The organism is Alcanivorax sp., from assembly GCF_014762765.1.
Taxonomy (GTDB): Bacteria; Pseudomonadota; Gammaproteobacteria; order Pseudomonadales; family Alcanivoracaceae; genus Alcanivorax.
The window spans coordinates 1-11,414 of the sequence record NZ_JABURH010000180.1 but is presented as its reverse complement, the minus strand read 5'-3'; the positions used below and the strand labels follow the sequence as shown (position 1 = coordinate 11,414).

The window sequence follows — 11,414 nt, the reverse complement described above, 5'->3', positions numbered from 1 at the left end:
GGCAACAGAAAGGACATCACCAGCAGCAGGTTGCGCAGCGGATGGGCGGGGAGCAGGGCGATCAGGCGATAGCGGCACACCACATGGATGACCACCAGAATGCGGGTAACGGGCAGCATCAGTCGGTGGTGCTCCCGTTGCTGTTCACCCCGGCCCTTGCCGCGCGAAGACGCTGGATGCGGGCGTCCAGTCGATCCACGTCCATACGCAGTTCGTCCACATCCTGACCGAATTCGTAGACATCCCGACGGCCCGGGGTCAGGCCGGATTCGTTGCCCACGTAGTCGGCCAGTTGCTCGGTCAGTCGCCCGGCGGCCTGGCGGGCCCAGCCGAACAGGCGACGGGCACTGTAGTCCAGTTGCTGGGCCAGTTCCGAGCCGGTCACCGGCTCAAGGATGGCGCCCCAATCAATTTGCAGTTCGCGGGCCAGTTGCTGCATTTCCTGCAACAGTTCCCGGTTGCCGCGAATGTCTACCGGGCCGCCAATGACGCCGGGGCGGGTATTCCAGTTCAGCAGCAAGGCTGCCAGGTCCATGGGATTGCCCTTTACTGTGACATCCGCGTTGGCATCGCTGCGGTGATACAACTCCACCCCGTCTTCCACGATCAGCGCATAGATGGCCAGCGGCGGCAGGGTCACTTCGATGGCCAGCAGGCGGCCGGCATGCAGCGCCAGTCGGTCAGCACTGGCCGGATCAGAGCGCAGGGCGGTGTTGATGGCTCTTTCCACCGTGGCCAGGGCCGTGGTGGAAAGCAGGCCGGGGGAGCGGGACTGGTCTTTCAGACTCAAAATTTGAACCCTCTGTGCAGTGCCACGATGCCGCCCAGCATGTTGAAGTATTCGGTGCGGGCAAACCCGGCCTGATCCATCATGCCCTGCAGGGTGTCCTGGTCCGGGTGCATGCGGATGGATTCGGCCAGGTACTGATAGCTGTCCGCGTCGTTGACGATCAGCTTGCCCAGCTTGGGCCACACACCGAAAGAATACAGCTCATAGGCCTTGGCCAGGGGCTTGTGCACCGGGGTGGAAAACTCCAGCACCAGCAGCCGGCCGCCGGGTTTCAATACCCGCAGCATGGAGCGCAGGGCGGCATCCTTGTCGGTGATATTGCGCAGGCCAAAGGCAATGGTGATGCAGTGGAAGCTGTTGTCCTCGAAAGGCAGACATTCGCCGTTTACCTGGGTGACCTGGGTGTTATGGCTGCAACCCGCATCGAACAGGCGGTCGCGACCCACTGCCAGCATGGCGTCATTGATGTCCGCCAGCACCACCTGGCCGGTCTCCCCGACAAGGCGGGAAAACTTGATGGCCAGGTCGCCGGTGCCACCGGCCAAGTCCAGTACCTTGTGTCCCGGTCGTACCCCGGCCAGCTCGATGGTCATGCGCTTGAGCAGGCGGTGGCTGCCCATGGAAATCAGGTCGTTCATGACATCGTATTTGCCCGCCACGGAGCGGAATACGCCGGCCACTTTCTGCTGCTTTTCCTGCCACGGTACCTGCTGGTAACCGAAGTGGGTGACCTTGGTTTCGTCGTTCATGTCAGTCCTCGAAGGGGGCCGGGTGATGGTCGAAGACCTTCTGCATGATGGTCTCTTCCCGTGCGGCCAGCTGCTCCAGCAGCAGGCCCACGCTGGGCACCGGTTTCATCACCCGGAAGCTGCGATCCATGAAATCATACAGGTTCGCAAAGCCTGCCGCATGGGCCGGTTTGCGGACCATGCGAAAGGTGGTCTGTATCATCCGCGAGCGGATATAGCGGTCCAGGCGATGACCCAGTTCGGCCACCAATTGTAGCTGGCGCTGACGGGCATCGAGGTGGTGGTCTTGCCGAAAGCCCTTGAGGTAGGTCAGCTCGGTGAGTGGTTGATCCAGCTCGCTGCCCAGTGAGTCGGCGATCTGCTCATCCAGCTCCTGGGTGAGGATCGCGGCCTCCAGCGCACTGGCCGAGGTGGCCATGACTTTGTCCGGCAGCAGTTTCATGGCCTTGGGCAGGGCGCGCCGGATTTCCCGGGCCACCGGTAGCAGCTCCCGACCACCGTAGACTTCGTCGAGTAGAAAGCGGATCCCCGCCGCCGTGGCCGGGTCGTCCAGAAGATGGCGGTGGGTATGGCTGAGGCGCTGGCTCTGCCAGTCCTGCAAGCGCCGCAGGCGGCTCAGGAATACGGTGTCGTCGCCATGCTGGCGCAGGGCAAAGAAACGGTTGAGATAGTGTTGAAGCTGTTCGCCGGCGGTCATGGTTTTTCCTCCGGCGGGGATCATAGCAGGAAAAACAGAGGCAAGTTTCAAGTTGCAAGTTTCAACGCGGGAGAGGTACTTGTGGTTGAAAGTGCACAGGCCGCGAGCCGGGCCCATCGAGCGCGGGCAGGACCTTAAAGCTGGCACAGTCTTGCCTCGCGCTTTGCAACTTGTAACTTGATACTTGCAACTGGTCAGAGGATATAGCGGCTCAGGTCCTCGTCATCGGCCAGTTCACCCAGATAGCGATCCACCGCTTCCGCATCCAGCACCAGGGGCTTGTCGTGGTACTGGGTGGCCAGGGAGTCGGCATCGTAGCTGATCTCTTCCAGCAGTTTCTCCAGTACCGTGTGCAGGCGGCGGGCACCGATGTTTTCGGTGCGTTCGTTGACCTGCCAGGCCACTTCAGCAATGCGCCGGATGCAGTCGTCAGTAATCTCCAGGTTGAGTCCTTCGGTATCCAGCAGGGCCTTGTACTGCTCAGTGAGGGAGCATCGGGGTTCGGTGAGAATGCGCTGGAAGTCATCCGGGGTCAGGGCGCTCAGTTCCACGCGGATGGGCAGACGGCCCTGCAGCTCCGGGATCAGATCGCTGGGCTTGGCCAGATGGAAGGCACCGGATGCGATGAAGAGGATGTGGTCAGTCTTGACCATGCCGTACTTGGTGGACACGGTGCAGCCTTCGATCAGCGGCAGCAGGTCTCGCTGTACCCCTTCCCGGGACACATCAGTGCCGCCGCTTTCCCCACGCTTGGCTACCTTGTCGATTTCATCCAGGAAGACGATGCCGTTGTTTTCCACTGCATCGATGGCCTGCACCTTGAGTTCGTCCTCATTGACGAAGCGCGCGGCTTCCTCGTCCCGGATCAGCCGGTAGGCTTCGCGGACACGCAGCTTCTGGCTGCGCTTGCGGCCGCCCCCGCCCATTTTCGAGAACATCTGTTGCAGCTGGCTGGTCATTTCTTCCATGCCGGGAGGGGCCATGATTTCCACCCCGGCCGGATTGCTGGACACCTCGATCTCGATTTCCTTGTCGTCCAGCTCGCCCTCGCGCAGCTTCTTGCGGAAGATCTGGCGGGTGCTGTTGTCCGTCTTGCTCTCTTCTTCGCCGCGTGCCGCGGGCAGCAGGGCGTCGAGGATGCGTTCTTCGGCGGCATCATCCGCCTGGCTGCCCACGCGGGCGATGGCTTTCTCGCGCAGCATCTTGATGGCCATTTCCACCAAGTCGCGGATGATGGATTCCACATCGCGGCCCACATAGCCCACTTCGGTGAACTTGGTGGCTTCGATCTTGATGAAGGGAGCGTCGGCCAGCTTGGCCAGGCGGCGGGCAATTTCGGTCTTGCCCACGCCGGTGGGGCCGATCATGAGGATGTTCTTGGGCGCCACTTCGGCACGCATTTCTGCCGGCAACTGCATGCGCCGCCAGCGATTGCGCAGGGCCAGGGCAACGGATTTTTTCGCCGGCTCCTGGCCGACAATGTGCTTGTTCAGTTCATGAACAATTTCGCGCGGGGTCAGGTTTGGCATCGGATTACCAGCTCAATTCTTCAATGGTTTGCTGTTGATTGGTGTAGACGCAGATATCGCCGGCGATGGTCAGGCTCTTTTCGACAATATCCCCGGCCTTCAGCTCGGTGTTGTGCAGCAGGGCGGTGGCAGCTGCCTGGGCAAAGGGGCCGCCGGAGCCAATGGCGATCAGGTCATTTTCCGGCTCGATGACATCGCCATTGCCGGTGATGATCAGTGAGGCTTCCTTGTCGGCCACAGCCAGCAGGGCCTCCAGGCGACGCAGGGCGCGGTCGGTGCGCCAGTCCTTGGCCAGCTCCACAGCGGCACGAACCAGATGGCCCTGGTGTTTTTCCAGCTGCGCTTCAAAGCGCTCAAACAGGGTAAAGGCGTCGGCGGTACCGCCGGCAAACCCGGCAATGACCTTGCCGTGGTAGAGCCGGCGCACCTTGCGGGCATTGCCTTTCATGACGGTGTTGCCCAGTGACACCTGGCCGTCACCGCCAATCACAACGCTATTGCCGCGGCGTACGGATACGATCGTGGTCACATTCAGCTCCTTTCACAGTGATTCTGCAGATGTGGGGCTGGTGGTGGGGGATTCAAGGGGAATTGAAGGCAATTAACAGTTAATCGTTTCGCGGCTGGCTGCAGGTGGAGCCGAGCGCAGGGTGGCCGCGCGCAGTCGTCGGGTGAAGGCGGGATCTGAAGGGCGGAAATGGGCGTGCGCCCATCTCCGCTGTGTGCCTGCACCTATTTTTTCATTTTGATCGGCAGGGTCTCGATACCATTGCCGGCAAGTTGGTCCTGGGCCCGGTGCATGGCGTTGAGGTTGTCGTAGGGGCCGATCATGACCCGGTGCCAGCTGTCGCCGCTTTCCAGATCCACGGACTGGATGGCGGCGTCGAACCCCTTGAGGATCAACTCCGCCCGGCGGCGGTCGGCATCTTCGTTGCGGCGGAAGCTGCCTGCCTGTAGCAGATAGCGCTCATCGCTGGAGCGAGTGCCGGCGTCAGGCTTGCGTTCGCTGGCGGGTTTGTCCTGGGCGGTGTCGCGGCTCTTGCGGGTGCCGGAGTCGCCTTCATTCTGCGGCACGATCACTTCCATTTTCGGCAGTACCGCATAGAAGTCGAATTGCGGGGACTCGTCGCTGCTGTCCTTTTTCGGGGCTGGCTTGGCCGGTTTGGCAGGTTGCTCCGGTTTCTGTGCCACCTTGCCGTTGCCGCCTTGCTCCATCTGGGTCTTGCCCAGGTGAAACAGGAAGGCCACGAACAGACCGACCATCAGACCCGTGAACAGCCACACCCAGCCCGGGACCTGGCGTTGGGTCTTCTTGCGTACCGGGCCGCGGCTGGCCCCTCGTTTGTTGGTGTTCTTTGCCATGGGGTGTCCTGTGGTTCTCGGCTACATCCGTTCGAGCGGGCTCAGGCCCAGCAGCTCCATGCCCTGTTTCAGGGTGCGGGCTGTGAGGGCGGCCAGTTTCAGGCGGCTCTGCTTCAGGGCCTCATTGTCGCCGGAGAGGATCGGGCAATGCTCGTAAAATGTGGAAAACAGACCGGCCACGTCATACAGATAGGTGCACAGCAGGTGGGGCAGACCCTTTTCGGCCACGCTTTCCAGCACTTCCCCGAATTGCACCAGACGGGCGGCCAGGGCCTGTTCCGCCTCTTCCTGAAGCAGGAAGTCGCCGTTGACGTCGCCCATGTCCAGGCCCGCCTTGCGGAATACGCTGGCCACCCGGGTGTAGGCATAGAGCAGATAGGGGGCGGTGTTGCCTTCGAAACTGAGCATCTGCTCGAAATTGAAAATGTAGTCGCTGCTGCGGTTCTTGGACAGATCCGCGTATTTCACCGCGCCAATGCCAACGGCATGGGCAATGGTGCGCAGGGCCTGGTCGTCCAGTTCCGGGTTCTTGTCGCGGACCAGGGTGTAGGCCCGCTGTTCGGCTTCATCAAGCAGGTCGATCAGTTTGACGGTGCCGCCGTCGCGGGTCTTGAACGGGCGACCGTCCGGGCCGTTCATGGTGCCGAAGCCCATGTGTTCCAGCTCGGTGTTTTCCGGGACAAAGCCGGCCCGTTTGGCCAGGCTGAACATCTGCTGGAAATGCAGGGCCTGGCGCTGGTCCACGAAGTAGAGCATGCGATCGGCATGCAGGGTGCCGGCCCGGTAGCGCAGGGCAGCCAGGTCGGTGGTGGCGTAGAGATAACCGCCGTCGGCTTTTTTCACGATCACCGGGAGCGGGGCGCCTTCCTTGTTCTTGAATTCGTCCATGAACACGCACTGGGCACCCTGGTCTTCGCTGAGCAGGCCTTTGGCGTCCAGGTCACTGACCACCTGGGCCAGGTCATCGTTGTAGGCGCTCTCGCCGCGCACGTCCGCCGGGGTGAGGCTGACGCCCAGGCGGTCATAGACGGCCTGGCAGTGGCTCAGGGACACGCTGTTGAATTCCCGCCACAGGGCCAGGCAGTCTTCGTCGCCAGCCTGCAGTTTTACCACCAGGCTGCGGGCTCGGGTGGCAAAGGCGTCGGATTCGTCAAAACGTTGCTTGGCGGCGCGGTAGAAGCCTTCCAGATCGCCCAGCTCACGGGACAGCTCGGTGTCGCTTTCTTCGCTTTTCTGTTCTTCCAGGTAGGCCAGCAGCATGCCGAACTGGGTGCCCCAGTCGCCCACATGGTTCTGGCGAACCACCTTGTGGCCAAGGAATTCCAGGGTGCGCACCACGGCATCGCCGATGATGGAGGAGCGCAGGTGCCCCACGTGCATTTCCTTGGCCAGGTTGGGGGAGGAATAGTCCACCACCACGGTCTGTGCCTGCGCCGGACGGGCTACGCCCAGATGCTCGTCGGCCAGGGCCTGATCCAGCAGGCCGGTAAGCCAGTCATCGGCCTGGAAGAAGTTGATGAAGCCGGGTCCGGCGATTTCCACCTTGGCCACGGCGTTGTCGGCAGGCAGGGCCGCGATCAGTTTTTCCGCCAGATCGCGAGGCTTCATGCCGGCGGGTTTTGCCAGCATCAGGGCGATATTGGTGGCGAAGTCGCCGTGGCTCTTGTCCTTGGTACGGTCTATCTGCGCGGGGCGTTTGGCCTCGGCGGGCAGAGTCCCTTCGGCTATCAGGGTGTCCAGGGCGTTGTCGATCAGGGTTATCAGGCGTTCTTTCATGACATTCTTTGGTGGAGGGCATCGGGGCCGTTCAGGTGGGCGGCGATTGTACGGGAAAAGGCCCGCTGGCGCATGCGCCGGGCGTCAGGTCCGGCGCCGTCTTACAGCATATCGATCGGATCCACATCCAGATGCCAGCGACACTGACGGGCGGCGGGCAGGGTGCGGGCCTGTTCCAGTAACAAGCTGATGGCTTGGTGTAGAGGGGGGCGATTGGCGCATTGCAGCAGCATTTGGGTGCGATAGCGCCCGGCACGTCTTTCCATGGGGGCAGGGACGGGCCCCAATAGATAGACGTCCGGGGGCAGCGGAATAACAGCTAGCTGCTGCAGAAACTCCATGGCCTTGGCCATGCTCATGGCTTCGCAGCGGAACAGGGCCAGGTGGCCGAAGGGGGGCAGGCCTGCCATTTTTCGCTCCTCCAGCAAGGCGCTGGCCAGGGCCGGGTAATCGCCACTGGCGGCCAGTTGCAGGAGCGGGTGGTCCGGGTGGCGGGTTTGCAGCAGTACCCGACCCTGGCCTTCCCGGCCGCTGCGCCCGGCCACTTGCAGCAGCAACTGGGCGGCCTGCTCCGGGCCGCGAAAGTCGGCGCTGAGAAAACCGGCGTCCATGTCCAGAATCACCACCAGCGACAGCTTCGGGAAATGATGTCCCTTGGCCAGCATTTGGGTACCCACCATAACCACCGGGTTGCCTTGCTGGATGGTGGTCAGGTGAGCATCCAGGCTGCCTTTGCGGCGGGTGGCATCCCGGTCGATACGGATTACCGGAACCTGTATCGATTGCTCCAACAGTTCGGTGAGTTTTTCGGTGCCACTGCCGGCTTCATGGATGGCGCTGGAGCCGCAGTCCGGGCAGCGCGATGGTACCCGTTGCTGATAGTCGCAGTGGTGGCAACGCAGACTCCCTTCGCTGCGGTGCCAGGTCAGGAAGCTGTCGCAACGGCGGCATTCCGCCTGCCAGCCGCAATCCTGGCAGAGAATCATGGGGGCGTAGCCGCGGCGGTTAATAAAGACCAGGGCCTGGTTGCCCTGCTCTACGCAGTGCTTTATCGCCTGCAGGGACTGGGGTAGCAGTGGTTGGCCAGGGGCGGCCAGGGTGCCGTCGAGGATTTCGATGGGCGGACGGCCCTGGTCCGTGGCGCGATGGGAAAGTTTCAGCCACTGGAAGCGTTCATCCCTGGCCAGTTGCAGGGTTTCCAGCGCCGGGGTGGCACTGCCCAGCACCACGGGAATATCCAGTTGCTGGGCTCGCCAGGTGGCCAGGTCGCGGGCGTGAAAGCGAAAGCCGTCCTGCTGTTTCAGGGAGGCGTCGTGGGCTTCGTCGACGATGATCAGCCCCGGGGCGGCCAGCGGCGTAAAGATGGCGGAGCGGGTGCCGATGATGATGCGTGCCTTGCCGTCACGGGCGGCCAGCCAGTTGTCCAGACGTTCCCGGTCGGTGAGCCCGGAGTGCAGGGTGACCACCGGCACGGCGAAGCGCTGGCGGAAACGCTGTACGGTCTGGGGCGTCAGGCCGATTTCCGGAATCAGCACCAGTACCTGTTTGCCGGCGGCCAGATGCGCAGTCATGGCCTGCAGGTAGACTTCAGTCTTGCCGCTGCCGGTAACGCCGTCAAGGAGGAAGGGGGAGAAGCCCCGGGCCTCCTCTAAAGCGCGGATCGCCTTGCGTTGCTCCGCGTTGGCGGCCAGTGGCGCCTGGGCAAGAATGTCCCTGGGGGGCGCACTGTCCTCCTGCGTTACCTGTTCCGCCCAGCCCTTGTCACGCAGACTGGCCAGGGCGGCGGCGGGTACATCCAGGGCCGCCAGCATGGCGCTGCTCAGGCCTTTGGGGTGGTCGCGCAGGGTGTGCAGGGCCTGGCGCTGTCGCGGGGCGCGGCTGAGCTGGTCGTCACTGACATGCTGCCCGCGTTCGGTAATTTGCCAGCGTTTTTCCTGGCTGGCCTCGGCATCATTGCCCTGGCGCAGCAGGGCCGGCAGGGCATAACTGAGCACTTCGCCCAGTGGGTGGTGGTAGTAGCGGGCCGCCCGTTCGCATAGCCGGTAGAGTTCCTCCGGCAGGACCGGGCTGTCGTCCAGTACCCGCTGGATGGCTTTCAGTTTCGGGTGATCGCTGAGACCGTGGCCGTGAACCAGGCCCACCAGGGTGCGTCGACCGAAAGGGACCTGTACCCGTGAGCCACGCGCTGGCGGAGTGGTTCCCGGGTACAGATAGTCGAAGCAGCCCGGTAACGGCACCGGCAGGGCAATTTGCAGGGTTTTCTTGGCTGACACGGGATTTCCTGAAGCCTGAAGCGTCTGAGAAGCGCTCAGCGCTTGCGGATTGGGGCCAAGCTGTTATGATTCGCCTTCTTTTTCCCAGACGCAAGCCGTGTGGTGCCTGTCGTAGAGGCAGGTAGCGACACAGATTGGAGCTCAGCAATGAAACCAGAGATTCATCCCGAATACCAGGCAGCAACCTATACCTGTAGCTGCGGTAATGTTATCGAAAGCCGTTCCACCCGTGGTGGTGACATGGCTTTGGACGTTTGTTCTTCTTGCCATCCTTTCTATACTGGCAAGCAGAAGCAGGCCGACAGCGGTGGTCAGATCGACAAGTTCAAGCAGCGTTTCGGCATGATGCGCAGCAAGAAGGACTGAACGGCGTCTTCACCGCAGTTTATGTAGCCTTTGAAAAGCACCCTGCGGGGTGCTTTTTGCTTTGAGACCTTGCGTACACAGTGTTTAGCCTGACAGTTTAGCCCGACTTAGGGACCAGCGGAGACCAGCATGTCTGAGGATTTGAGAACGGCGGCCCTGGAATACCACGCCAAACCGCGGCCAGGGAAAATCAGCGTTGAGGTGACCAAGCCGGCGGCAACCAGCCGTGACCTGAGCCTGGCCTACAGTCCGGGCGTGGCGGAGCCGGTGCGTGAGATCGCCCGCGAGCCGGAGCTGGCCTACCGTTTTACTGCCAAGGGCAATCTGGTAGCTGTGATCAGTGATGGCACGGCCATTCTCGGTCTTGGCAACCTGGGTGCCCTGGCGTCCAAGCCGGTGATGGAAGGCAAGGGGATTCTGTTCAAGCTGTTTGCCGGTATCGATGTGTTTGATATCGAAGTGGACGCGGAAGACTCCCAGGCCTTTATCGACACGGTGGTGCGCATCCATCGCACCTTTGGCGGCATTAACCTGGAAGATATCCGGGCGCCGGAGTGTTTCGAGATTGAGCGCATCCTCAAAGAACAGTGCGATGTGCCGGTGTTCCACGATGATCAGCACGGTACCGCCATTGTGGTGGGTGCGGGTCTGATCAATGCGCTGGAAATTCAGAAAAAGCGTATCGAAGACATCAAGGTGGTCTGTGTGGGTGCCGGTGCCGCAGGCGTGGCATCGGTGCGGCTGCTGATCGAGATGGGCGCGCGCAAGGAAAATATCCTGGTGCTGGATCGCAAGGGCGTGATTCACAGTCGTCGCGATGATCTCAACCAGTATAAGGCGGCACTGGCCAACGACACTGACAAGCGCACTCTCAACGATGCGGTGGAAGATGCGGATGTGTTTATCGGTGTGTCCGGACCGGACATGCTGACACCGGAAATGGTCAAGAAGATGGCGCCCAAGCCGATCATCTTTGCGCTGGCCAACCCGGATCCGGAGATCCGTCCGGAGGTGGCCAAGGCGGCTCGCCCGGATGCGATTGTGGCTACCGGGCGTTCTGATTTCCCCAACCAGGTGAACAATGTGCTGTGTTTCCCGTACATGTTCCGGGGGGCGCTGGATGTGCGTTCCACCTCGATCACCGAGGAAATGAAGATCGCCGCAGTGCATGCCATTGCCGAGCTGGTGCGAGAGGCGCCGCCTCAGGAAGTGCTGGATGCCTATGGTGGGGAGCCGCTGACCTTCGGTGCCGACTACATTATTCCCAAGCCCAATGACCCGCGTCTTCTGGGGCGGGTGTCCTCCGCAGTCGCCCGTGCGGCAGTGGATTGTGGTGTGGCTCGCAAGGGATATCCTTCCCACTATCCATTGAACTCGCTGGATGAGATTTTTCCCGAGTTGTAGGAAAAGCAGTCAGCCATAAAAAAACCGCCGGAAGGCGGTTTTTTTATGGCTGGTCACAGGCGCCAGGCAATGCCCGGCGCTATTGCGGGCCGTTCAGAAAATTTGCTCGGGGGCACTGGTGCCACCACCCGGGCCGCGCTGGGGCTCCAGCTCGGGCACCTGATCCTCAATAAAGTATTCGCGGATGGCGTTGGGGTTATCCGGGCGTGCCAGCAGACCACTGTCCGGGTCGATGCGCACGGTGGCGATGCCGGAAGGCTGCTCCAGCTGCCGTTCAGGAACGCCTTCCAGGGCCGGGCCCATGTAGTCGATCCAGATTGGCAAGGCCGCCTTGCCGCCATATTCGCCCCAACCCAGATTGGCCGGGTTGTCGAAACCGACCCAGACGGTGGCGACCAGATCCGGAGAATAACCGGAGAACCAGGCGTCCACCTGGTCGTTGGTGGTGCCGGTCTTGCCGGCCAGGTC

The 11,414-nt window shown here is 62.0% G+C and carries 10 protein-coding genes and 1 pseudogene; 2 read left to right on the top strand and 9 right to left on the bottom strand.

The features are described 5' to 3' along the window. Nucleotides 1-118 precede the first annotated feature (118 nt). From HUJ17_RS13355 to HUJ17_RS13320, 8 genes are all read right to left on the bottom strand, one after another. On the bottom strand, nt 119-790 hold the full coding sequence (locus HUJ17_RS13355; protein WP_290511156.1) for an SCP2 sterol-binding domain-containing protein: 672 nt from the start codon (nt 788-790) through the stop codon (nt 119-121). After that, a complete protein-coding gene (ubiE, locus tag HUJ17_RS13350; protein ID WP_062815696.1) occupies nt 787-1,539 on the bottom strand; it encodes a bifunctional demethylmenaquinone methyltransferase/2-methoxy-6-polyprenyl-1,4-benzoquinol methylase UbiE in 753 nt (250 codons plus the stop codon). The genes HUJ17_RS13355 and ubiE overlap by 4 nt, the downstream gene beginning before the upstream one ends. A 1-nt stretch (nt 1,540) precedes the next feature. Continuing rightward, a complete protein-coding gene (locus HUJ17_RS13345) occupies nt 1,541-2,236 on the bottom strand; it encodes a hypothetical protein (protein ID WP_290511155.1) in 696 nt (231 codons plus the stop codon). 194 nt (nt 2,237-2,430) lie between these two features. Further along, nucleotides 2,431-3,765 (bottom strand): ATP-dependent protease ATPase subunit HslU, encoded by a 1,335-nt coding sequence (gene hslU / locus HUJ17_RS13340; protein ID WP_062815698.1) that lies wholly within the window; start codon nt 3,763-3,765, stop codon nt 2,431-2,433. Nucleotides 3,766-3,769: 4 nt separating this feature from the next. Then, nucleotides 3,770-4,294 (bottom strand): ATP-dependent protease subunit HslV, encoded by a 525-nt coding sequence (gene hslV / locus HUJ17_RS13335; protein WP_290511154.1) that lies wholly within the window; start codon nt 4,292-4,294, stop codon nt 3,770-3,772. Between the two features lie 203 nt (nt 4,295-4,497). After that, nucleotides 4,498-5,127 carry an SPOR domain-containing protein gene (locus HUJ17_RS13330; RefSeq protein WP_290511153.1) on the bottom strand — a complete coding sequence of 210 codons (630 nt, stop codon included), beginning with the start codon at nt 5,125-5,127 and terminating at the stop codon, nt 4,498-4,500. Between the two features lie 21 nt (nt 5,128-5,148). Next, nucleotides 5,149-6,903 (bottom strand): arginine--tRNA ligase, encoded by a 1,755-nt coding sequence (argS, locus tag HUJ17_RS13325; protein WP_290511152.1) that lies wholly within the window; start codon nt 6,901-6,903, stop codon nt 5,149-5,151. A 101-nt stretch (nt 6,904-7,004) separates the two neighbouring features. Next, nucleotides 7,005-9,176 (bottom strand): primosomal protein N', encoded by a 2,172-nt coding sequence (locus HUJ17_RS13320; protein WP_290511151.1) that lies wholly within the window; start codon nt 9,174-9,176, stop codon nt 7,005-7,007. A gap of 147 nt (nt 9,177-9,323) precedes the next feature. Here HUJ17_RS13320 and rpmE point away from each other — a divergent pair, with 147 nt between their 5' ends. Next, nucleotides 9,324-9,542 (top strand): 50S ribosomal protein L31, encoded by a 219-nt coding sequence (gene rpmE, locus HUJ17_RS13315; protein ID WP_062815702.1) that lies wholly within the window; start codon nt 9,324-9,326, stop codon nt 9,540-9,542. Between the two features lie 129 nt (nt 9,543-9,671). Continuing rightward, entirely contained in the window at nt 9,672-10,946 is a 1,275-nt protein-coding gene (locus HUJ17_RS13310; protein ID WP_062815703.1) for a malic enzyme-like NAD(P)-binding protein, read from the top strand. 93 nt (nt 10,947-11,039) lie between these two features. Here the strand turns inward: HUJ17_RS13310 and HUJ17_RS13305 are convergent. Further along, a pseudogene (locus tag HUJ17_RS13305) lies at nt 11,040-11,414 on the bottom strand (peptidase); the annotation flags it as partial.

Coding starts and splice junctions, on each gene's coding strand:
- ubiE (WP_062815696.1), bottom strand. CDS start 1,539: ATGAACGACGAAACCAAGGTCACCCACTTCGGTTACCAGCAGGTACCG.
- HUJ17_RS13345 (WP_290511155.1), bottom strand. CDS start 2,236: ATGACCGCCGGCGAACAGCTTCAACACTATCTCAACCGTTTCTTTGCC.
- hslU (WP_062815698.1), bottom strand. CDS start 3,765: ATGCCAAACCTGACCCCGCGCGAAATTGTTCATGAACTGAACAAGCAC.
- HUJ17_RS13330 (WP_290511153.1), bottom strand. CDS start 5,127: ATGGCAAAGAACACCAACAAACGAGGGGCCAGCCGCGGCCCGGTACGC.
- argS (WP_290511152.1), bottom strand. CDS start 6,903: ATGAAAGAACGCCTGATAACCCTGATCGACAACGCCCTGGACACCCTG.
- rpmE (WP_062815702.1), top strand. CDS start 9,324: ATGAAACCAGAGATTCATCCCGAATACCAGGCAGCAACCTATACCTGT.
- HUJ17_RS13310 (WP_062815703.1), top strand. CDS start 9,672: ATGTCTGAGGATTTGAGAACGGCGGCCCTGGAATACCACGCCAAACCG.